Here is a 22,522-nt window from a genome sequence, read left to right as displayed (position 1 = left end):
ATAGAAAAACATAACAAATATCACTATAATTGGATTTAAATGACCTTAATCAATAAATAATATAAAAAATACATAATAATTCAGTTACATATAAACTATTTTAATTTGAGTTAAAAATCTGTAAATAAATGGGGAATTATTATGATAAGTTTAATAGGTATAGGATCAAAAAGAGAGCACATGACTCTCAAAGCAGCAGACAGAATAAAAGAAGCTGATGTAATAATAGCATACAAACCATACTTAACACACATAGAAGACCTAATAGAAGGAAAAGAAGTATACAGAAGAGGTATGGGCGATGAAATGGACAGAGTAGAACTTGCAATAGAAAAAGAAAAAGAAGGAAAAAAAGTTGCAATAATCAGCTCAGGAGACCCGGGAATCTATGGAATGGCAAACGTATACTTCCAAATAATCGACAAATACAGTAATCTGGAATTTGAAGTAATACCAGGAGTAACAGCAGCAACATACTCAGCAAGTGCACTAGGAGCACCATTACACGACTTAGCAATAATCAGCCTAAGTGATTTACTAACACCACTAGAAGAAATCCAAAGAAAAATAAAATACGCAGCAATAGCAGACCTCGTAATAGCATTCTACAATCCTAAAAGTAAAACCAGAACAAAACCATTTGAAACAGCATGTGATATACTAGTAGAAAACAGAAACCCTGAAACACCAGTAGGAATAGTAACAACCAAAGGAACAGAAACAATAACACACATATGCAAACTAAAAGAACTAAAAGACCAAGACATTAACATGTCAACAACAATAATTGTAGGAAACTCATTAACATACGTTAAAAAAGGTAAAATGATTACTCCAAGAGGATACAAGATGGATGCTAAATTACCTGAATTAACAGAACAATTCTATGACAGATTCTTTAAAGGTGACATTCAAATAGGACCAAATACTGACTGCGAATATTTCCCATGTCATGGAGAACAAGAAAACTGCACATTCTGTTACTGTCCATTCTATCCATGTGCAGACGGATCAACAGGAGGAAACTGGATAGAAGATAAAAATGTATGGAACTGTAAAGAATGTAACTGGATACATAAAGATGCAGTAGTCGATGAAGTACTAGATTATGTTAAAGAAAACATTAAATCAATGGAAGACTTCGACACCAAGAAAAAAGATTTATTAAAACTTAGAAGAGCAACAATATATAAAACAAGAGACCTTGATTATGGCCGTAACTATGATTTAGGTGACGATGAAGAATAATTATTCTTCAATTAATACTTTTTTTATAACAAAATTTACACTTGAAATATATGTCTGGATTTATTAAAAATTCATACTTCCAAACCCAAAATTAAAACAAAAAAATAGTAAAAATAATGAAACTAATTATAACTCAACAGTCATATTAGCTTCATAAACAGTAATAGCTTTACCTTCCATTACAGCAGTCAAGAAATCATCATGCTCAGTAATAGTAATATCAAGATCTCCACCAGAAAGATGAGCATGTACCTTCTCATTAAGAAGACCCATCTTATAACCTAATAATACACAACTAGTAGTACCAGTACCACAAGCAAATGTAAAACCAGCACCACGTTCCCATGTTAATATATTAATTTCCTCAGGAGATATAATGTTAACAAAATGAACATTAACCTTTTCAGGGAAAGCCTCATGATTTTCAATACGAGGACCATAATAGTCTAAGTCAATATCATCAATATTAACATCAGTAAAACATACAGCATGAGGATTACCAACACTAACAGAACTCATGATAACTTTTTCACCCTCAACATCAATTTCCTCATCAATGAATTCCTCAGTATCACCACTAGGTGCAATAGCAGGAATTTCCTCAGGTTTAAAGTATCCTTTACCCATGTCAATAGCAATACTAGTAACCTCACCATCTTCAACTGTAAGTCTAGCTTCCTTAATATCTTCCATGGTTTCTATCTGCATAGTTTCCTTTTTAACAATATCATTATCATACACATATTTAGCAAGACATCGGATACCATTTCCACACATCTCTGCCTCACTACCATCACTGTTAAATATACGGAATCTAACATCAGCTACTGCAGATTTACATGCAAAAATAACACCATCAGAGCCAACACTAAATCTACGAGTACTTATATCATCACTTAATTTATTTTTGTACTGTTCTGGTATGACTTCTTGTTCTGTTTCATTAATAACAATATAATCATTACCAAGAGCATGCATTTTTGTAAATTCTATTTCTTTCATCATTTTAATAACCTTGTAGGGACTGACTGACCATTAAATAAGTCACTAAATTCTTCTCTTCTTCTAATTACATCTACTTGATCTTTATTTACTAATACCTCTGCAGGTCTAGGTCTGGAATTATATTGTGATGCCATACTAAATGCATATGCTCCAGCATTAAGTATTGCTAGAAGGTCACCTTCCTCTAATTTAGGCATTTGTCTATCTCTTGCAAATAAATCTCCAGATTCACATAAGTTACCTGCAATATCAATTTTTTCCTCATTTTCATCATTAATTCTATTAGCTACTACTATATGATGGTATGATCCATACATTGTAGGTCTTAGTAATGTACCAAATCCACAATCTACTCCTGCAAATTTACGGTAGCTTTCTTTTATTGTATTTACACGTGTTAGTAACACTTCAGAGTTTCCTACTAGGAATCTTCCTGGTTCAATGTACATTGATGGTTTACCCATATCATACTCTTCTAATTTAGATTTGTATAAATTAATTATATCTGTTGTAAATTTTTCTAAATCTAATTCTTGTTCTGTTGGTTCATATGGTATACCAAATCCTCCACCAAAGTCTAGGAATTTAAAGTCAATACCTACTTTTTGATGTACTTCTCCTGCTATATCCATCATAGTTTCCACTGCTAACATAAATGGTTCAGATTCTAGTATTTCTGATCCTATATGTGAATGCATTCCTATTGGTTTAAATCCAAGGTCTATTGCTTTCTGATATACTTCAACTGCTTCTTCTTCTTTGATACCAAATTTACTTTTTGGACCTCCGGTTATACAGTGTTCATGATGTCCTGCTTCTACCATTGGATTTACTCTTATAGATATTTCTTTTCCTTCTGTACCTTCAATAGTACTTAGTCTTTCTAGTGCTGATACACTATCTAAGTTTATAGTAACTCCTGTTTTATGTGCGTATTCTAATTCTTCTGTTGTTACGTTGTTTCCTGTGAATACTATTCTGTCAGGTGAAAATCCTGATAGTAATGCTGTATATATTTCACCAGGAGATACTGCATCTATATAACTTCCTTCATCTTCTAATATTCTCATTACTGCTAAGCTTGTATTTGCTTTTGCAGCATAACACATGTGTAGGTCTTCATATTTACTGCTGAATGCTGTATATAATTTGTTGTAATTATCTCTAATTTTTTCTTCATCAATTACATATAATGGTGTTCCATATTTCTCTGCTAAGTCGTTTGCATCAATATTTCCAATTATAAGATGATTATTTTCTTTTTTTAAATTAAAATCATATGGCATAGTTATTCCTCGTTATTATATATTAGTTATTTATATTATTATCAAATAATTATGTTCTAGTATAATATTTATTATTAATTATAATTGTTAAAAAAAAGAGAGTTCAAATTTATCACTTAGTATGATTCTCAAAAAAAGTTCTTTTTTTAAATTATGAATTTCATCTTTTATATAAATTATGTTATATTTGTTCGTATAATCATAATATATTAAATAAAATAAGTATAATTGAATCATGTTAAAATGATTTTGTAAAACTAGTAATTATATAAATGTTAACGAGCCCGGGGGGATTCGAACCCCCGACCTTGGGATCCGAAGTCCCACGTCATAATCCTGGCTAGACTACGAGCCCATCTTTTTTTTATATAAAATATATTTTTATCAACTTGATTTTGTTCTATATATATTATTTTATATCTTATTCTATTAAACTTTTTTCCCATAATAGAATGGTATTAAAAAAATTATTATAATACTACAATATAAATATAATATATAATGTATAGCAATAATTTATTAATATATTTTTTTTAATTTTATTATAACTAACATAAAATCTAAATTTCACGTTAAGAGGATGATTTAATGAGAAGTGACAATATAAAAAAAGGAATAAACAGAACTTCACACAGATCTTTACTAAGAGCATGTGGCTTAGATGATAACGACATGAAAAAACCATTTATAGGAATAGCAAACAGTTATACTGACATAGTACCAGGTCATATACATCTAAGAAGTTTAGTTGAAGAAGTAAAAGAAGTTGTCAGAGCACAAGGTGGAGTACCATTTGAATTTGACACAATGGCAGTATGTGATGGTATAGCAATGAACCATGAAGGAATGTATTATTCCTTACCATCAAGAGAGATAATAGCAAATACAGTTGAAAGTATGGCTATGGCTCATCAGTTTGATGCATTAATTCTAATGCCATCATGTGATAAAGTAGTACCTGGAATGATAATGGCAGCAGCAAGACTAAATATACCAGCAATAGTAATTACTGGTGGACCAATGATGCCTGGTAAATTCCATGGTGAAACAGTAGATTTCATTAATGTAACAGAAGCTGTTGGAGCAGTACAGTCTGGTAAAATGTCTGAAGAAGACTTATATGAATTAGAAAGATGTGCATGTCCAGGTGCAGGTTCCTGTGCAGGATTATTCACAGCTAACACTATGGCATGTTTAACAGAAACTCTTGGATTAAGTTTACCAGGATGTGCTACAGCACACGCAGTCAGTGATAAAAAAGTAGAAATAGCAAGAAAATCAGCTAAGCAAATCTTCACATTACTAGAAAAGGATATAAGACCTTCTGATATATTAACACAGGAAGCATTTGAAAATGCAATCATAGTTGACCTTGCTCTTGGTGGATCAACAAACACAACACTACACATACCAGCAATAGCAAATGAAGTAGAAGGTGTAGATGTAACATTAGATTTATTTGATAAACTAAGTCATAAAGTACCATACATTTGCAGTATAAGACCTGGCGGAACAAACCGTATGATAGATGTTGAAAATGCTGGAGGAATTCCAGCAGTAATGAAAAACCTAGAATCATTACTAAACACAGACTGCATGACCTGTACATCCAAACCAATCAGTGAAAACATTGCTAATGTAACAGATATAGACTATGATGTAATACACACTTTAGATAATCCTATAAGAACTGAAGGTGGAATAGCTGTATTATATGGTAATGTTGCACCTAATGGCTGTGTAATTAAACAAGGAGCAGTTAATGAAGACATGTTAGAGCATTCAGGTCCATGTAAAGTATTTAACTCAGAAGAAGAATGTGTAGCAGCAATAGAAAATGATGAAATTGTAGATGGCGATGTTGTTGTTATAAGATATGAAGGTCCAAAAGGTGGACCGGGTATGCGTGAAATGTTAAATCCTACAGCAGCAATAATGGGACGTGAACTATTCCATGTAGCTTTAATTACAGATGGAAGATTCTCTGGTGGAAGTAGAGGACCATGTGTAGGACATATATCACCAGAGGCTGCTGAAGGAGGACCTATAGCAGCAATAGAAAATGGTGACATAGTACATATAAATGTTAAAGAAAGAACCATCAAACTCGAATTAAGCGATGAAGAAATAGAAGAAAGATTATCTAAAGTAAAACCAGTAGAAAGAAATCTTAAAGGTTGGTTAAAACAATACCAACAATTAGCAACCTCAGCTGACAAAGGAGCAATACTCAAATAATTATAGAATAATTAACAATTAATTATTCCATAACTTCTATTATTTTAATATCTACATAACAAGGGGGTGAACTTCTGTCAAAAAAGCATAATAACAATAAAAACAATGGTAAAAATAGAAATAAAAACAAAAAGAAAAAGAAAAACACACAAACGAAACAGAAAGATACAAAATATGTTCTAAAAGAGATAACAAGCTATGCTATTATAATAATCGTAGCTGTATTACTGTCCTCACATCTAAGCGTAGTAGTATCAGGAAGTATGGAGCCAGCCTTTTACAGAGGAGATATTGTAGCAACAGAAAATGTTCAAACCTATTATGGAGTACATGAATTTGACCCATATAATGATGTTAAAGTAGGAGATGTTGTAGTATATAACGCTGAATGGTATCCAGAACCAGTTATCCATAGAGTTATAGGTATAGAAGATATTAATGGTTCTAAATATTATCTGATAAAAGGAGATAATAATGATGTTGCAGACCCATACCTAGTAACACCTGATCAGATAAGAGCAAAAGTAATAACAATAAACAATTCACTATTAGTAATACCAAAAATAGGTTATATAACCATATGGTTCAGAGGATTATAATAAAACCATAAAAAATAATTAATAACGTAATTGGAGGATGGACATGTATTCAAAACTAAAGAATGAACTAAATGATAGTATAACAGACGCTTTAAACAAGTTACGAATAAACTATGATGATGAAATTATACTAGAAGAACCACCAAATCCATCAATGGGAGATATGTCATGTAACATTGCATTCTCATTAGCAAGTAAATTAAAAAAATCACCCGTAGAAATAGCAGAAGAAATAAAAGAAAACATAAAACTACCATTATACTTTAATAAAGTAGAAACAAAAGGTCCTTACATAAATTTCTTTATAGATTACACACTATTCACATCAAAGGTGGCAAACTATATAGATAGAAGTTATGGAGAATTACCTGAAAAAAGCGAAAGAATATTATTAGAACACACTTCTGCAAATCCTAATGGACCATTACACGTAGGACACCTTAGAAATGCTATACTAGGTGATTCCCTAAAAAGAGTACTTGAACATGCAGGATACAAAGTAGAAGCTCAGTATTATGTAAATGATATGGGTAGACAAATAGCAATAATTGTATGGGGAATGAATAAATTCAACTTTAAATTAGATGAAGAAAAAAAATCAGACCATGCAATAGGGGAAGTATACTTTAAATGCAACCAAAAACTAGAAGAAAACCCTGAATTTAACGAAGAAATCAATGATATATTACGCAGATACGAAGAAGGAAATGACTCCAAATTATCAGATAAATTCGAATCAGTAGTGGAATATTGTATTGATGGTATAAAAGAAACACTAAAAAGATTAAACATAAAAATCAACCTATTCAAGTGGGAAAGTACATTTCTAAGAAATGGTGATGTTGAAGACGTATTAGAAAAAATACAACCATTTACAATACAAAAAGATATATTATATCTTCCACTGGAAAGATATGGAGTAGATAAAGAATTAGTACTAAGAAGATCAAATGGTACAAGCTTATATGCTACACGGGATTTAGCTTATCATCAATATAAGACTAAAAACAGTGATATATCCTTAGATATACTAGGAGCTGACCATAAACTTGCAGCTAAACAATTAAGCTTAGCACTAGAATTATCAGGTAACAGAGCTCCAGAAGTAGTATTCTATGAATTCATAGATTTACCAGAAGGATCTATGTCAACAAGAAAAGGAGTATTCATATCAGTAGATGAATTCATTGAACAATCAATAAGTCATGCACGTGATGAAATCATTAAACGTGACCTTGATTTAACAGAAAAACAAATAGAGGACGTAGCTGAAAAAATAGGTATAGGCTCTATCAGGTTCTACATTAACCAAATATCACCAGAAAAACCAATAACATTCAAATGGGAAGAAGCATTAAGTTTCGAAAGAGGCTGTGCATCAGTACAATATGCACATGCAAGAGCATGTAAATTACTCTCTAAAACAGATTACTCTGAATTTGATAACGTTAAATGTGACTATGAATTAGAAGACGAAGAAAAAGAATTAGTCAAAGAATTATCTAGGTTCACAGAAATTATCCGTAAATCAGCAGAAGAAAGAAGAGTACATCACCTAGCAGAATATACATTAAGTCTATCAAGAGCATTCAACAAATTCTATAAAACACAACAAGTTATAGGATCAGAACACGAAGCTTTAAGATTAAAACTAGTAGATGCATCCAGAATAACACTTAAAAACTCATTAAAACTACTAGGTATCAAAGCACCTGAATACATGTAAGATAAGAAATTATCTACCTTATTCACCATCACTTCTTTTAATCTTTTTTTAACTATTAATATTTAGAATTTTATAATAAAAAGAGCATTAATATGAATTCATGGATTTATTTAGTTATTGCTGGAATTTGTGAAGTATGTTGGGCTGTTCCATTAAAATTTTCTGATGGTTTTACAAAGATTGTACCCTCTGTATTAACAGTGATATTCTTAATATTAAGTATGGTATTTCTAGAATATTCCTTAAAAGGTATACCATTAGGAACAGAATATGCTTGTTGGACTGCTATTGGTGCAGCTGGAACTGTTATTGTGGGTATGATCTTCCTTAATGAATCAACATCTCCTCTACGATTATTATTTTTATTTCTTATAATTGCAGGAGTAGTTGGTCTTAAACTCACAACAAGCTAAATTAACATTTTTTCTTTTAACTATTTTTTTTACATCAATACTTATTTTTCAAGTGTATTTTTATCTTTATATTAGTTTTCATATACTGAAATTAATATAATAGAAGTTATATAAATATAAATAAATATAAAGATATTTTAAATCTTATTTAGAGATAATTTTTATTGACAAAAATTTCTTATTAATTTTATCACTTAACTATGGAGGAATAATTAAAAATGCGAACGTTGATGATACATTCAGACTATTTACGTTATAAAACTAGAAGTAAAACTAAAATGGCTGAAGATATTGAAGATGAAAAAAGAGCAGCAGGAGTAGACAACGCATTAGTTGCATTTATTGCTGTTGAAAAAGAAGACGAAGAAGATCCAGAATTAATTGTTAAAAAAGCAGTTAAAGAAATATTAAATGTACAAAACAAGGTTAATGCAGAAAATATTGTAGTATACCCATATGCACATTTAAGTTCATCACTCAGTAATCCAGATGTAGCTCAAAAGATTCTTAAAGGAATAGAAGCTGAATTAGTAGATAATAATGAAGCAGTTCTAAGAGTACCATTCGGTTGGTATAAATCATTTGAATTAGCATGTAAAGGACATCCATTATCAGAATTATCCAGAACAATCACAGTAGAACCTGATGAAGATGAAGAAGAAGAATCTAAAGAACCTTCAGAACCATCAAAATTACTTATATTAGAAGAAGATGGACAAATTTATGATGTAGAGGAATATAATTATAAAAATAAAACATTAAGACAATTAGTTGACCATGAAGAAGGTAAAACTAAAGACACAGGTAAACAACCTCCACACGTAAGATTAATGAAAGAAAAAGAATTAGCAAGCAATGAACCATCCGCAGATGTAGGTCATATAAGATGGTATCCTAAAGGAAAATTAGTTAAAGACTTACTTAGTGATTATGTATATCAACTAGTTACAGCAAGAGGAGCAATGCCTGTAGAAACTCCTGTAATGTATGATTTAGCAGACCCTGCTATAAGAGAACATGCAGCTAAATTCGGTGAAAGACAATACAGATTAAAAACAAAACACCGAGAATTAATGTTAAGATTCGCATGTTGTTTCGGTGCATTCAGAATACTAGCAGATTCCTTCTTAACATGGAAAAATCTTCCAGTAGGAATATATGAGTTATCAACATTCAGTTTCAGATTTGAAAGACAAGGAGAAGTTGTTGGACTTAAAAGATTAAGAGCATTTACAATGCCTGACTTCCACAGTGTATGTTTAAATGATGAACATGCAAGACAAGTATTTGCTAAACAGGTTGACATGTGTTCACAGACAGAATCTGATTTAGAAGTACATTATGAAGTTGCATTCCGTGTAACACAGAAATTCTTCGATGATAATGAAGATTGGATTAAACAAGTTGTAAGAGAAAACATTAAGAAACCAGTACTTCTTGAAATTATTCCTAAAATGAAACACTACTGGAACGCTAAAGTAGACTTTGCAGCAATTGATGACCTTGGTAGACCAATTGAAAATCCAACAGTACAAATGGATATTCAAAGTGCTAGAAGATTTGGTATAACTTACCTTGATGAGAATGAAGAACAACAATATCCTACAATATTACACTGCAGTCCTACAGGTAGTATTGAAAGAGTAATTTGTAGTTTATTAGAGAAAACATCCACAGATAAAGGTAAAAAACCATCATTACCATTATGGTTAGCACCTACACAGGTTAGAATTATCCCAGTAACTGATAAACATATGGAATATGCAGAAGAAGTTTACCAGAAAATCAGAGATCTTAATGTCAGAGTAGATATTGATGATACTCAGGAAAGACTTGGTAAGAAAATTAGAAATTCTGGTAAAGAATGGGTCCCTTACACAATCGTTGTTGGAGATAATGAAATAGAAAATAACAGCATTACTGTTAATAGACGTTTAGATGATACTAAAGAGGAAATTAGTATTGAAGATTTAATTAACGAGATTCATTCAAAGACCGAAGGAATGCCATTTAGACAGTTACCTTTACCATACCACGTATCTAAACGTGTAAAATTTGATTAAAATTAATATTTTTTAATATTAATTATTCCTCTTTTTTTTATCTTATTTTTTTGATTCATTTTTTTTGTTATTATATAATTTAATTTTAGTTATAAGTTATAACTTATAATTTATACTATTATAACTTATAAATACTAATATTATCATAACTATTAATAGAATATTAATATTATAGAGGAACTACTAAAAATGACAGAAACAATAACAATATTAAATCAAAAAGGTGGTTGTGGAAAAACAACGACAGCTGTAAACTTAGGAGCTGCATTAGCAGAATTAGGAAAATCAATATTAATAATAGATATGGATCCTCAAGGTAATGCTACGACAAGCGTAGGAATTGAAAAAAATGAATTAGATACAACTATATACACATTACTAACAGGAAAATGCACCTATGAAGAAGCAATAATGGAGACAAACACACCAAACCTATTTATTATACCAAGTAATATTTCATTAAGTGGAGCAGAAATAGAATTAAGTAAAGAAATAGGATTTCAATCAATACTAGAAGAAAAATTAAGTAGTCAGGAAATCGCCTTTGATTATATATTCATAGATGCACCTCCATCACTAGGTATATTAACATTAAATTCATTAGTAGCATCAGATAGTATTATAATACCAATACAAGCAGAATTCTATGCATTAGAAGGAATGGCAGACTTACTTGAAACAATAAAATTAGTAGAAACTAGATTAAAAAGTCCATGTCCAATAAAAGGAATATTGATAACATTATATGATCCAAGAACTAAATTAGCAAAAGACGTGTCAAAAAATGTTAAAGACTTCTTCAAAGATTCAGAGTATATCTTTAAAGAAAAAATACCACGTAATGTTAAATTAGCAGAAGCACCAAGCTTTGGTCAACCATGCATAACTTATGATCCTGATTCAAAAGGTGCAAAGGCATATAGAAAATTAGCAAAAGAATTTATTAAATTAGAAGGTGAAGAATAATATGACTGATAATGTACTGGGAAAAGGATTAGATGCACTGATAAAAAAACCTGCAAAAGAATCAAAACCAAGAAAGTCAAAAAAATCTAGCAATAAACGACAATCCTCTGAAAATATTAGGGACAATAGATTTTTAACATTATCTGATGATAAGTTAAATGAAATAAAAGAAGAAGTTGAAAAAAATCCTAGAATAAGTTTATGGTCTCCAAAATCAGCTGCATGTTTAAGATATCTTAAAAAAACAACACCTGAATTTAGTATTAGTAGTGAAGCTTCACTAATTTTAGAGGAAGCAATTGCGGATAAGTATCCCGAAATCTGGAAGTTATTTGAGGATTTATAATAATTCAAGCATATTAGTAGTGTATAGTGGTTAAACTATACAATTTCAATCTATTTTTTTTATATCAAGGTACTTTGATATGACCCACCAACTTTTACAAATATTTTGCATTTTTTAATATTAGCTCCTAGTTGTTGTAATTGTTTTAGGCTCGTGATTTTTTTGTTTTCTTTTTGTAGGTGTGTTATTCTTCGTGCTGATTTTAATCCTATGCCTGGTACTCTGATTAATTCTTTATATTTTGCCGTGTTAACATCTATTGGATAGTCCTCCATGTGTTGTAATGCTATTGTGTATTTTGGGTCATTTGTAAGTTCTAGGTTTCCATTGTCATCTAGTATTATGTCATCTTTGTTATAATTGTATTTTGTGAATAGGTATTCTGCCTGATATAATCTTCCTGTTCTTCGAGGGTCGCCTGCTTCATGGTTTTCTAGTGGTGTTCCTTCAAGAGGTTTGAAGTTACTGAAGTAATTATACAGCACATCATACTTCTGTGTTAGGTGGTAAACCTGTTTTAAAATATCTTCATCAGTTTCCTCATTAGCTCCTACAATAATCTGTGTGGTATGTCCACTACTTGCCAGATTATGATTTCTTCTATGAAGATTATCAATCCAGTCAAGTCTTTTCAAAATATCTTTATCATAATTTTTAGTACTGCTAAGGTCACTTAATCCATCCCTGGTTGCTGCTTCAATATTAATACTAACTCTATCTGCTAATTGCATAGCATATTTAATATGGTCTTTACTAGCACCAGGAATAATTTTTAAATGAACATAGCCCTTATATGAATATTTGTTACGTAGTAAGCTAACTGCTTCAATCATTTCCTCCATGGTAGTATCAGCATCTTTTATTATACCAGAACTAAGGAAAAGACCTTCAACAGTACCATTCTCATAATATTTCATATATATACGTGCAAGAGCTTCTGGACTAAGACGAGCACGCTGATATTTATGATTCATACAATTAGTACAATAAGCACAATCATTATTACACTGATTTGTTAATAATACTTTGAATAAAGGTACATCCATATTTCCGGCTTTTGCATGATAAATACCGTCTTTAATCTTATCTGTTTCTTTAAGAACATTATCCACATTATAATTAACATAATTACAACGGTCATAATATGCCGCATCAGATAATACCTGTAAATCTTTATATGTGCTCATCAAAATCCCTCCAATATTTATTAGTATTTAATTAATATAAGGATATCTAATAAATAAATTTTTATATTATATAATAGAAAATATGAATAAATAGTATAAACTATACAATAAGTAGGTTTATTATTAATATAAGGAGGTTATAACAATGGATTGGTTACTGATAATTATTGTAATTATAATTATTGCAATTATATTATTACTAGTAAAATACTACAATGATTTAGTAAATGGTAAAAACAGAGTGTCTAATGCATGGAGTCAAATAGATGTACAGCTACAAAGACGTAATGATTTAATACCAAACATTGTAGAAACAGTTAAAGGATATGCAAGCCATGAGAAATCAACATTTGAACAAATTACTCAGGCAAGATCAAACATGGCACATGCTTCAAGTGTTAAAGAAGTAGCTGAAGCAGATAATATGCTAACAGATGCATTAAAATCTTTATTTGCAGTAGCAGAAGCATATCCTGATCTAAAAGCTAACCAGAATTTCCTAGAATTACAACAAGAATTATCTGATACAGAAGACAAGATATCCTATGCAAGACAATTCTATAATGACACCGTACTAAAATATAATAACCTATGTCAACAATTCCCAAGTAATATAGTAGCAAGTATATTCCATTTTGAAGAATCAGAATTCTTTGAAGCACAGGAAGGAACTCGTGCAGCACCAAATATAAAATTCTAATTCCAGAATTTCTCTTTTTTTATTTTTTTTATATTATTTTCTAATTAATTAAAATTATTTTTTATTCATATAATGTAAGTTTGTCATAAATATCTAAACTATATCTCACTCATAATCTACTTTTATTTTATCAACAACAAGTTTAAAAGACAAATAAATATATTACATAATAAAGAGAAACTATTAACAATTTTTAATAAATTATGAGGTATATACTATGAAAAGATTAAAAACAAGTAGTCTTAGAAAGTTTCTAATTCTAGTCATGGTAATAACACTTTTATGTATACCTTTTTCATTTGCTGAAGAGGGTAGCTACAATTTAGGAAATGTGGAAAAACATATCACAATCCAAGATAACGGAGCAACACAAATAGCAGAGGATGTAACATATAAGATTAGTGGAACTGTAAATGGTGTTTATCGTGATGTGACAATAAGTGGTAATCAGAGTATAGATAATATATCTGTAGAAACTCCAGGGTACTATAATACAGTGGAAGTAATAAATTCATCTAATAATGTACAGATAAAGGTATGGTTATATAAAGATGAAGCTAAAACACAAAAAGTGTCTGATGAGGATGTACGTATAATATATCATTATAACTTCAATAAAGGAGTAAAAATATACAATGATATTGCTGAATACCAGTACATGGCATGGGGTTCCGGATGGGATTCTAGTGTAGATAATTTAACAACTTATATCCAGTTACCTGGAAGTCATAATGAAGTGGAATTATGGAATAATCCTCCAAGTGATGTTAAAGAAAGCACATGGACCTCTGATAATACACTTAAAACTGTATATAATCATTTAGACTCAGGACAAAATACTGAAATAAGAATGTTAATACCAAAATCATATTTCAACAGTACTGAAAATGCTGATGTAATAAATAAAGATGCAAAAACTATTATAGAACAAGATCAACAAGATTATGCAAATAGTATCCAATTCCAGGATAATATGTGTTATGTACTTGAAATAATATTTGTAATATTATTATTTGTACCAGTAGGAGTCTATTATAAGTATGGCCGGGAGCCTAAAATAGATTATAAGGCAGATTATGAAAGCCAATTACCTACAAATGATTCAGCCGTATTTGTAAATGCTATGATAGGTAAGCCTATAGGAACTTCAGATTTAAATGGATTTCAAGCCACTCTATTAGATTTAATAGATAAAAAATACTATAAAGTAATTGTTGGTAATGATAATGATATGATTATTAAGAGGAAAGACAAAGATCAATCATCTCTTAAACAATATGAAAAAGATATTATCAAATACTTAAAACGATATGAAGATAAAAAAGGTAATATTTCATTAAAAAGTATATCTGAGGGCGATAGAGGAGAATTTTCACAATTCATGGATGCATGGGAAATAGATGTTAATAAAGAAGTAACATCAGCAAGAGTAAAAGAATTATTTGATGATACAGGTGATTCTATAATGAACTTAATATCTCTTGTTTCAATAATTATTGCAATATTAGGAATAATAATTCTCTTCGTATTTATTGATTCTTCATCACAATTATCAAATGTTTTCATATTAGGAGTATTAGTGCTTATAGAATCAGTACTAATATTATTATCTGATTCAAATGGAATTATGGGAAGATGGACGCCTGAAGGAAAAGAATTTAATGATAAATGGGAAAATTTCAAGAAATATCTTAAAGATTATAGTTTAATTAAAGAATATCCTCCAGAATCAGTGCAAGTCTGGGGAAGATACTTAGTATATGCAACAGCACTAGGATGTGCTGATGAAGTAAATAAAAACATGAAAAAATACTTCAAAGAATATAACGTATCAGAGGAGTACTATTCTGACTATGATACATTATACTTCTCATATTATGGTGGATGGGCTATAATGTATTCATCATTTAATACATTAAACACGCCGGAAACTGATACTGACCCTGGTTCCTTTGGAGACATTGGAGATATCGGATCTGGTGGATTTGGTGGAGGTGGAGGTGGAGTATTCTAGTACTCTACCAAATACCCTTACTTTTTTTTTAAAAATAGTATTTATTTAATTATTATATCTGCTTTATGACTACAATTAGGACAAGCACATTGGCTTGTAACATAACTTTTAATATCATACCCGTTTCTTTCTACTAATACGTGTCTACAATGTTTACAATATGTATTATCCTTATATGATGGTGATACATTTCCTGGATAAACATATTTAATTCCCAGATACTGGGCTAAATCACAGGCTTTAGATATTGTTCTTTCAGGTGTGGCTTCAACATCCATTAATTTAAAGTTAGGATAAAATCTTGTGAAATGAAGAGGAATGTCTTTAGAAGTGTTTCCCACAAAATTAATAATATTTCTCATATCTTCGGTAGTGTCATTATATCCTGGAATTAAAAGATTTGTTAATTCTACATGTACATCATGTTTGACGTAATATTTAACAGAGTTTAAAACAGGATCAACTAGACCAGAGCAAACCTCTCTATAAAAATCATTACTCATACTTTTTATATCAATATTTACAGCATCAACATATTTAACTAAATCTGCAAGTGTTTCCTCACTAGTATAACCATTAGAAACAACTATTGTTTTAATGTTATATTGTTTTGCTACTTTAGCAGTACTTATAATCCATTTTGGATGAATTGTTGGTTCATTATATGTCCAGGATATGCTTTCAAGATTATTTTCTATTGCCTGATTAACAATATCCTCTGGAGTGTATGTTGTTGTAGGAACAAGAATACTTTGCTCTGGCTGGGCTATTGTATGATTTTGACAATTTAAACATTTTAAGTTACATCCAAGAGTACCAATTGATAAAGTAAATGTACCTGGAAGAAAGTGATATAATGGTTTTTTTTCTATCGGATCAATAGCTACTGCAGTAGTATATATCGCATCCTCAGAATCATATATGGGAGTTTGTTGACATATTGAGTTACCATCGAAACTACAATGATTTGGGCAAATATTACATCTATTCATTTAATCATCCTTTAAATGTTCATAACCTTTTATCTTTATTTCTTTAAGACAATCATCTTCTAGTATAGTTATTAATTTACTATTATTTACTCTACCTATAACAGTTACATCCACTAATTTTTCACGATATTGTTCATATTCTTCTGAATCTAGTGTTAATAGTAATTCAAATTCTTCTCCAAAATGTAATAAGTAATCATTCAATGGTTTATTATTACAATCAGCTATTTTTTGGATATATTTGTTATAAGGTAGCTTATTTTTAATTATTTGGAATCCTAAATGGTTATTTTTTTCTTGCAAGTGTTTTAGTTCTATTGCTAAACCATCAGTTATGTCTGTAATACTTGTAACAAGTTCAGGGTGTTTTTGTAGGAATTTTGATGTTTTAAGTGGAAGATTTGGTTCAAGAATACTATTTATGATATTTTTTCTTTCATTATCTGGTATGTCTATGATTTCATTACTATTTAGGATGTCTAGTGCTGCTGCTGGAGTTCCAAGTTGTCCAGTTACAGCTATTAAATTGTCTTCTTGTATATTACTTTGTAATTTAATGTTTTTATTTATTTGCCCAGTTGTTGTCCCTGTTAATATAATTTCATCATTCTCATTTAGGTCTCCACCAATAAGAGTGATATTATATTCACTGCATTTATCTAATATACCTTCTACTAGTTCATTGAATTCATTGACTAGCATTGTTGGTGGTAATGCCATAGATACTAGTATAGATTCGGGTTTTGCATTCATTGCTAAGATATCACTAACGTTTACAGTCACTACTTTTTCGCCCATCTGGTAATATGTCATCTGTTTAGGAAAATGGGTATGTTGTATTAGCATATCTGTGGATAGTACTGTGTATTTCTGCTTATTTTCTTGTATAGCCGCGTCATCATGATAACTTTCTATTATTCTTTCATCTTTAACTGTTAGTTTTTCATCTCTTTTTTCAAGAAGTATTTTTATTAATTTTCTTTCTCCTAGTTCTGATATTTTCATAATTATCATGTATTATAATTATTTTTAGTTTAAAAAAAAGATTCTTTACTATTAATTTAATAAAAAAAAGATTTATGGAGGAGATTGAGTTATTATTTTATAAATGTTCATTCACTCTACTTGCAACGATATCTACTATTAAATCATCAGCGCCGAGAGGTTTTGTATATATTATTTCTCCATCAAACTCTACGTGTTGTGGTTCTTCATCATGATGATGGTGATGATGTCCGTGTTCATGTCCGTGTTCGTGGTCATGATGGTGTTCTTCGTTTGTTTCTTCTATTTCTGGTTCAAGACCTAATATTTTAGGTATGTCACGTTTAGTATGCATTCCATCAGCTAAAAATACAGGTGTTACAATAATTCTATCTACTCCTGTTTCTTTTAGTTTGTTGAATGCTGTTGGTATGTTTGGTTCTGCTAGTTCCATGAATCCTACTTCTACGTTATATTCAGGATTTTTTTCTGAATATTTTTCTGCGATTTTGTTAACTACTTCTTTGTTGTAGGGTAGTCTGCTTCCATGGCCTATTAGTAGTATTCCTGTATTATTCTTTGAGTTTGAATTTGTATCCATATGATATAACTCCATCTTTGCCTTCTTCTTTTATTTTTCTAAATACAACTTCTACTTCGTCACCTATGTGTAAATCGTTTAAATCACAATCTACTATTTGTGCTGTTATTTTTGCACCTTCATCTAGTTCTATAATTCCTACTGCGTATGGGGAATTATTTTTAAAGTCATCTGTTGCGCTGTGTATTATAGAATAAGTGTATATTTTTCCTGTTCCTTTAAATTGGATGTCTTCTATTTCACCATGGCTTCTACAGTTTGGACATACTACTTTTTTTGGGAAAAAAGTACATCCACACTTGTTACACTTTGTTCCTATTAAATTATATCTCTGATCGCTATGACGCCATCCTTTTATAATATCACTCATATATTAAATCCTCCCTTAAAATTGATATTAGTTATCTTAATAATTATATATTTATTTACTATCTATTTATTTTTAATCATTTAAAAACTTACCTTATATTAGTATTATTAACATAATTTTTTAAAAAAGAAAAGAATAAATTATACAATTTTTTATTAATCAAGAAATTATTTATAAATTTTCCTGTATACGTTGGGTGATGAGATTTGCTATACCGTCATCAGGACCTATTGGTTCAAGATAAATTAGTTCACCAGTAAATGCAGATGATTCTGACTTTATAATCTCGTTATTATCTGATGATTCAATATTAACATTATCTGGTTCTGAACCTTTAGCACAAAATTTTAATAATGTTGGTATATCTGCTTTTGTATGCATTCCATCTGCTAAAAAGACGGGCTGTACTATTATTCTATTTACTCCTGTTTCTTTTAGTTTATTAAATGCCTGTGAGATACTAGGTTCACATAATTCCATGTATCCTACTTCTATATTATAATTAGGCATAATTTCGGAATATTTTTCTGCTATTTTATCAATTACTTCTTTGTTATAAGGTAATCTGCTACCATGTCCAATTAATAAAATTCCAGAGTCCTGTTTTTTGTCGTTCATATTATCTTTTCACCCACAACTTCATTTAATTTGGTGATATTTTGTTTTGGATGAGGATATAAATATTTGTCAACTCTTTCCTTAATAATGTTGACTATAATATCATCAGGTCCTAAAGGGTTTAGATATATGATTTCTCCATCAAAATCTACTGGTATTATTTCCCGTTTTTTAGTTTTTCTTATTTTTTTATTATTTTCTATACCTTCTATTATAGGTATTTCAGTGTCTAATGGTTTGAGTCCTAATTGTTTTCTTATATCTACTCTTGTATGTATTCCATCTGCTAAGAATACTGGTTGTACTATTATTTTAGTTATTCCTGTTTTCTTTAGGTTATTGACAGCCTGAGATATAGTAGGCTGAGTAAATTGCATGAATCCAACTTCAATTGTGTATTCTGGTAGATTCTTCTCTATTTTTTCAGATAATGTATCTAATAATTCTTTATTGTAAGGTAGGCTACTTCCATGACCTACTAAAAGTATTCCTGTTTTTTCATTTTTTGTATTCATGGTGGTTTCCCCATAATAATAGTATTACTAATATGTATTGTTGTTATTAATTTGTTAAACAAAATATTTAAAACTATTTAATACTTTTTTTAGGAAAAAGGGGTAATTAGTAATAACTTTACTCTATCTAAATTTTCATTGATTCTTCGTCTTATTGAAATTTCTGGTAAATATATTAAATAATACTAAATTTAGAGTATTAATATAAATAAAATAAATATGAACAATGATTTAATGAATAATATAAAAGATGAAAAATATAATATTAATTAAAATAAGATGAGATTAAAGAGATACTATAAATAGGTATAAATCATATTATTAATTAGTAAACTAATTTAGGAAATCTAAACTACTAATAGGAGTTGATTTATATGGATAAAATAATTCATTATTCAATAATAGATATGTTATCACAAAATAATGAAATATCAGTATCAATAAGAATAACTACGAAAGGATTTCCTGTTGAGGAGAAATTAGAGTATCATAATGCAGGAAAATGGTCTGAGGATATATCTGCAATAAGTAGAGTATATAATGATACCCAAATACAAGAACAATGGGGTAATTTCCAATCAAGATTACTATCATTTTTGGATGATGGTAATATGAGAGTTATCTTAGATATAATGGGAGCATCTGACGAATATTACTCAGAGAAATATAAACTCAAGGTAATAGTAAACTCTTTAGATATTTCTTAAAAATATTAAATTCTTTTTTTTAACTCTTTCCAAAAAACATAACATTCAATACTAATTTTACAATATAATACACATATTAATATAAATATTATAAAATAAACATATATTCATTGTAATATTTTTTAGAATAATGTGAAGATTATATAAAATATGAAAATACTTGAAGATAATAATGGATATATAACAAGTATGATTCTACTAATGTTGCTTCTAATAATCATACTTCTACTAATAATAACTATTGATGAGCAAAGCTATTATATAAACAACACAGCAGAAACCATAGAATCAAATAAACTAACAAGTGTAACAAATGATTTTCAAGAAGAAATACCGCAAATTACAAAACAAACACTATCAGACATAACAAGACAAACAGTAAAAGATGATAAACCACTAACAAATAGTAGAACAACAATAAAAAATAAAATACAAGAAGAAATAGACAATAAGGAAATAGATTACAAGAAAAAAACAGGATGCAATATAAACTGTGAAATAAACAACCTAAATCCATCTGAGAATCCATTTCAAATAGAAATAGAATACACAATAAAAACAACATACAATAACAAGTCAACTGTAAAAATAACAAAACAAGAACATGTTCCACTAACAGACTCACAGTACCCTGTATATGATCCACTACCAACACTGAAAACAGGAATCAAACCCACAAATAATAATATACACTATGGAAAGCAATTACAGGAGATAATTAATACAAATAATAGTCAAGTATACGATAATGCAACACAGGGGTACATTATACGAGAATGTCCATATCAGGAATATGAAAAACATGGACATAACAACACAACCATAATGGATTGTATAACTAATCATTATTATCATAAAAGCCATGATGGACTATGTATATTCTGCAGACTAGAAAATAAAACAGCCTGTAAGGATATGGGACTTGAAACATTCATATTACCAACAAAAAATGTAACAAGTGCACCGGTATCTGTAGATCATGTATTACTAAACACAACACCGAACAGCCAATATCATGGTAATAGGATAGTAATAAATAATACAATGGTAATCTATCTTGACGATGGACATAAAACTAAATATGGATTATGAATTCAAAGGGACAACTAATAATAACAGATTTGATGTTATATTTAATATTATTAACGATAATTCTGGGAATAATAATATATACGATAGATAATATTAATGATAACCAGGTTTCATCATTAAATAATCATGAAACTGACCAGATACTAACTGATACATTAAATACTATTATAAAAACAGAGGGAACACCACATAATTGGGAAAATGAAAGCCTTAATAATATAAAAATAATTGGATTGAGAAAAAATAGCACTTCCTCAATGATAAGTTATGATAAACTAATGAAACTAAAAAGTAATAATCAATTATTAAGTAATCTTCTACCTACGGGTACAAATTATGAATTAAGTATTCATCCAAAAAATAATCCAAATCATAATACAATAATCGCAACAAGAGGTAGTGTAAGTATTGATAGAAATGTATATTCGATGGAAGCACCTGTAATAATTGATTATGGATATGATATATCAAGTATATATAATCATAACTACTCAAATACATGTCCATTACATCATGAAAAAGATAATAAAGAATGGTCATGCAAAGCATTTAACATTAATAAATCAACACTAAACAAAGGAACGTACTATATTATAGTAGACAAGGACACAGACTATATATTAACAAATACATACAATGAAACAATAACTGGAAAAACAGAAGAGAACATAACAGAAATAAACCAAAAACTAGAACAACTAATACGAAAGGACAACGACACAATATACATCCATATAAACAGTGACAAAAAACAAATCTACCTAGCATATGATACAAATAATAGAAAGAATTATTTAAATTCTATTAAAAACCCTCAAATATACATATTAACATTAAAAATATCTACATAGG

22 protein-coding genes and 1 tRNA gene are annotated in these 22,522 nt (G+C 29.5%); 13 read left to right on the top strand and 10 right to left on the bottom strand.

Going from position 1 to position 22,522, the window contains the following annotated elements; genetic code table 11:
- Positions 1-141: 141 nt before the first annotated feature.
- Complete coding sequence (cobJ, locus tag OTK55_RS02855; RefSeq protein ID WP_274870474.1) at positions 142-1,248, top strand: precorrin-3B C(17)-methyltransferase; 1,107 nt, start codon at positions 142-144, stop codon at positions 1,246-1,248.
- A 126-nt stretch (positions 1,249-1,374) separates the two neighbouring features.
- Here the strand turns inward: cobJ and dapF are convergent, their stop codons facing one another.
- The 3 genes from dapF to OTK55_RS02840 form a co-directional block, all read right to left on the bottom strand.
- The gene (gene dapF / locus OTK55_RS02850) at positions 1,375-2,253 is read right to left on the bottom strand and encodes a diaminopimelate epimerase (RefSeq protein ID WP_274870473.1); all 879 of its coding nucleotides are present in this window, start codon (positions 2,251-2,253) and stop codon (positions 1,375-1,377) included.
- On the bottom strand, positions 2,250-3,539 hold the full coding sequence (gene lysA / locus OTK55_RS02845; RefSeq protein ID WP_274870472.1) for a diaminopimelate decarboxylase: 1,290 nt from the start codon (positions 3,537-3,539) through the stop codon (positions 2,250-2,252). The genes dapF and lysA overlap by 4 nt, the downstream gene beginning before the upstream one ends.
- Before the next feature lie 279 nt (positions 3,540-3,818).
- Positions 3,819-3,894, bottom strand: a tRNA-Arg gene (locus tag OTK55_RS02840).
- Between the two features lie 233 nt (positions 3,895-4,127).
- Between OTK55_RS02840 and ilvD the strand changes: the two genes are divergently transcribed.
- The 7 genes from ilvD (at position 4,128) to OTK55_RS02805 (ending at position 11,890) form a co-directional block, all read left to right on the top strand.
- On the top strand, positions 4,128-5,777 hold the full coding sequence (gene ilvD, locus OTK55_RS02835; protein ID WP_274870471.1) for a dihydroxy-acid dehydratase: 1,650 nt from the start codon (positions 4,128-4,130) through the stop codon (positions 5,775-5,777).
- Positions 5,778-5,965: 188 nt separating this feature from the next.
- Positions 5,966-6,376, top strand: coding sequence for a signal peptidase I (locus OTK55_RS02830; RefSeq protein ID WP_274871749.1), 411 nt, complete (start codon positions 5,966-5,968; stop codon positions 6,374-6,376).
- A 43-nt stretch (positions 6,377-6,419) separates the two neighbouring features.
- On the top strand, positions 6,420-8,102 hold the full coding sequence (gene argS / locus OTK55_RS02825) for an arginine--tRNA ligase (protein WP_274870470.1): 1,683 nt from the start codon (positions 6,420-6,422) through the stop codon (positions 8,100-8,102).
- A gap of 92 nt (positions 8,103-8,194) precedes the next feature.
- A complete protein-coding gene (locus OTK55_RS02820; protein WP_274870469.1) occupies positions 8,195-8,515 on the top strand; it encodes a DMT family transporter in 321 nt (106 codons plus the stop codon).
- A gap of 218 nt (positions 8,516-8,733) precedes the next feature.
- Entirely contained in the window at positions 8,734-10,578 is a 1,845-nt protein-coding gene (locus OTK55_RS02815; RefSeq protein WP_274870468.1) for a threonine--tRNA ligase, read from the top strand.
- A gap of 189 nt (positions 10,579-10,767) precedes the next feature.
- A complete protein-coding gene (locus tag OTK55_RS02810; RefSeq protein WP_274870467.1) occupies positions 10,768-11,544 on the top strand; it encodes a ParA family protein in 777 nt (258 codons plus the stop codon).
- Between the two features lies 1 nt (position 11,545).
- Positions 11,546-11,890: a hypothetical protein gene (locus OTK55_RS02805; protein WP_274870466.1), complete on the top strand. Its 345-nt coding sequence runs from the start codon at positions 11,546-11,548 to the stop codon at positions 11,888-11,890.
- A gap of 59 nt (positions 11,891-11,949) precedes the next feature.
- On the opposite strand, the gene OTK55_RS02800 is transcribed toward OTK55_RS02805, so the two are convergent.
- Entirely contained in the window at positions 11,950-13,077 is a 1,128-nt protein-coding gene (locus tag OTK55_RS02800; RefSeq protein WP_274870464.1) for a radical SAM protein, read from the bottom strand.
- 145 nt (positions 13,078-13,222) lie between these two features.
- Here OTK55_RS02800 and OTK55_RS02795 point away from each other — a divergent pair, with 145 nt between their 5' ends.
- Together OTK55_RS02795 and OTK55_RS02790 are read left to right on the top strand one after the other, a co-directional pair.
- Positions 13,223-13,777 (top strand): LemA family protein, encoded by a 555-nt coding sequence (locus tag OTK55_RS02795; RefSeq protein ID WP_274870463.1) that lies wholly within the window; start codon positions 13,223-13,225, stop codon positions 13,775-13,777.
- Positions 13,778-13,994: 217 nt separating this feature from the next.
- On the top strand, positions 13,995-15,791 hold the full coding sequence (locus OTK55_RS02790) for a DUF2207 domain-containing protein (protein WP_274870462.1): 1,797 nt from the start codon (positions 13,995-13,997) through the stop codon (positions 15,789-15,791).
- A 41-nt stretch (positions 15,792-15,832) separates the two neighbouring features.
- Here OTK55_RS02790 and amrS read toward each other — a convergent pair whose 3' ends face one another.
- The 6 genes from amrS to cfbA (OTK55_RS02760) all read right to left on the bottom strand — a co-directional run bounded on the left by amrS (position 15,833) and on the right by cfbA (OTK55_RS02760) (position 19,871).
- A complete protein-coding gene (gene amrS, locus OTK55_RS02785) occupies positions 15,833-16,783 on the bottom strand; it encodes an AmmeMemoRadiSam system radical SAM enzyme (protein WP_274870461.1) in 951 nt (316 codons plus the stop codon).
- Positions 16,784-17,788 carry a thiamine-phosphate kinase gene (gene thiL / locus OTK55_RS02780; RefSeq protein WP_274870459.1) on the bottom strand — a complete coding sequence of 335 codons (1,005 nt, stop codon included), beginning with the start codon at positions 17,786-17,788 and terminating at the stop codon, positions 16,784-16,786. It abuts the gene before it with no gap.
- A 97-nt stretch (positions 17,789-17,885) separates the two neighbouring features.
- A complete protein-coding gene (gene cfbA, locus OTK55_RS02775; RefSeq protein ID WP_274870458.1) occupies positions 17,886-18,368 on the bottom strand; it encodes a sirohydrochlorin nickelochelatase in 483 nt (160 codons plus the stop codon).
- The gene (locus OTK55_RS02770; RefSeq protein ID WP_274870457.1) at positions 18,340-18,738 is read right to left on the bottom strand and encodes a Zn-ribbon domain-containing OB-fold protein; all 399 of its coding nucleotides are present in this window, start codon (positions 18,736-18,738) and stop codon (positions 18,340-18,342) included. Before OTK55_RS02770 ends, cfbA (OTK55_RS02775) begins: the two co-directional genes overlap by 29 nt.
- A gap of 171 nt (positions 18,739-18,909) precedes the next feature.
- Entirely contained in the window at positions 18,910-19,356 is a 447-nt protein-coding gene (cfbA, locus tag OTK55_RS02765) for a sirohydrochlorin nickelochelatase (RefSeq protein ID WP_274870456.1), read from the bottom strand.
- A complete protein-coding gene (gene cfbA / locus OTK55_RS02760) occupies positions 19,353-19,871 on the bottom strand; it encodes a sirohydrochlorin nickelochelatase (protein ID WP_274870455.1) in 519 nt (172 codons plus the stop codon). The genes cfbA (OTK55_RS02765) and cfbA (OTK55_RS02760) overlap by 4 nt, the downstream gene beginning before the upstream one ends.
- Positions 19,872-20,245: 374 nt before the next feature.
- On the opposite strand from cfbA (OTK55_RS02760), the gene OTK55_RS02755 reads away from it, so the two are divergent.
- The 3 genes from OTK55_RS02755 (at position 20,246) to OTK55_RS02745 (ending at position 22,521) form a co-directional block, all read left to right on the top strand.
- Positions 20,246-20,578, top strand: coding sequence for a hypothetical protein (locus OTK55_RS02755; RefSeq protein WP_274870454.1), 333 nt, complete (start codon positions 20,246-20,248; stop codon positions 20,576-20,578).
- A 150-nt stretch (positions 20,579-20,728) separates the two neighbouring features.
- On the top strand, positions 20,729-21,670 hold the full coding sequence (locus OTK55_RS02750) for a hypothetical protein (protein ID WP_274870453.1): 942 nt from the start codon (positions 20,729-20,731) through the stop codon (positions 21,668-21,670).
- Positions 21,667-22,521 carry a hypothetical protein gene (locus OTK55_RS02745; protein ID WP_274870452.1) on the top strand — a complete coding sequence of 285 codons (855 nt, stop codon included), beginning with the start codon at positions 21,667-21,669 and terminating at the stop codon, positions 22,519-22,521. Before OTK55_RS02750 ends, OTK55_RS02745 begins: the two co-directional genes overlap by 4 nt.
- The last annotated feature ends 1 nt before the right edge of the window (position 22,522 follow it).

The sequence above is a fragment of the Candidatus Methanosphaera massiliense genome, assembly GCF_028890305.1.
Classification (GTDB): domain Archaea; phylum Methanobacteriota; class Methanobacteria; order Methanobacteriales; family Methanobacteriaceae; genus Methanosphaera; species Methanosphaera massiliense.
This window is presented reverse-complemented; position numbering and strand designations above follow the sequence as displayed.

Bases quoted from the DNA above. Each gene is read 5' to 3' on its own strand.
- cobJ (WP_274870474.1), top strand. From the start codon at position 142: ATGATAAGTTTAATAGGTATAGGATCAAAAAGAGAGCACATGACTCTC.
- dapF (WP_274870473.1), bottom strand. From the start codon at position 2,253: ATGATGAAAGAAATAGAATTTACAAAAATGCATGCTCTTGGTAATGAT.
- lysA (WP_274870472.1), bottom strand. From the start codon at position 3,539: ATGCCATATGATTTTAATTTAAAAAAAGAAAATAATCATCTTATAATT.
- ilvD (WP_274870471.1), top strand. From the start codon at position 4,128: ATGAGAAGTGACAATATAAAAAAAGGAATAAACAGAACTTCACACAGA.
- argS (WP_274870470.1), top strand. From the start codon at position 6,420: ATGTATTCAAAACTAAAGAATGAACTAAATGATAGTATAACAGACGCT.
- OTK55_RS02820 (WP_274870469.1), top strand. From the start codon at position 8,195: ATGAATTCATGGATTTATTTAGTTATTGCTGGAATTTGTGAAGTATGT.
- OTK55_RS02815 (WP_274870468.1), top strand. From the start codon at position 8,734: ATGCGAACGTTGATGATACATTCAGACTATTTACGTTATAAAACTAGA.
- OTK55_RS02810 (WP_274870467.1), top strand. From the start codon at position 10,768: ATGACAGAAACAATAACAATATTAAATCAAAAAGGTGGTTGTGGAAAA.
- OTK55_RS02805 (WP_274870466.1), top strand. From the start codon at position 11,546: ATGACTGATAATGTACTGGGAAAAGGATTAGATGCACTGATAAAAAAA.
- OTK55_RS02800 (WP_274870464.1), bottom strand. From the start codon at position 13,077: ATGAGCACATATAAAGATTTACAGGTATTATCTGATGCGGCATATTAT.
- OTK55_RS02795 (WP_274870463.1), top strand. From the start codon at position 13,223: ATGGATTGGTTACTGATAATTATTGTAATTATAATTATTGCAATTATA.
- OTK55_RS02790 (WP_274870462.1), top strand. From the start codon at position 13,995: ATGAAAAGATTAAAAACAAGTAGTCTTAGAAAGTTTCTAATTCTAGTC.
- amrS (WP_274870461.1), bottom strand. From the start codon at position 16,783: ATGAATAGATGTAATATTTGCCCAAATCATTGTAGTTTCGATGGTAAC.
- thiL (WP_274870459.1), bottom strand. From the start codon at position 17,788: ATGAAAATATCAGAACTAGGAGAAAGAAAATTAATAAAAATACTTCTT.
- cfbA (WP_274870458.1), bottom strand. From the start codon at position 18,368: ATGGATACAAATTCAAACTCAAAGAATAATACAGGAATACTACTAATA.
- OTK55_RS02770 (WP_274870457.1), bottom strand. From the start codon at position 18,738: ATGAGTGATATTATAAAAGGATGGCGTCATAGCGATCAGAGATATAAT.
- cfbA (WP_274870456.1), bottom strand. From the start codon at position 19,356: ATGAACGACAAAAAACAGGACTCTGGAATTTTATTAATTGGACATGGT.
- cfbA (WP_274870455.1), bottom strand. From the start codon at position 19,871: ATGAATACAAAAAATGAAAAAACAGGAATACTTTTAGTAGGTCATGGA.
- OTK55_RS02755 (WP_274870454.1), top strand. From the start codon at position 20,246: ATGGATAAAATAATTCATTATTCAATAATAGATATGTTATCACAAAAT.
- OTK55_RS02750 (WP_274870453.1), top strand. From the start codon at position 20,729: ATGAAAATACTTGAAGATAATAATGGATATATAACAAGTATGATTCTA.
- OTK55_RS02745 (WP_274870452.1), top strand. From the start codon at position 21,667: ATGAATTCAAAGGGACAACTAATAATAACAGATTTGATGTTATATTTA.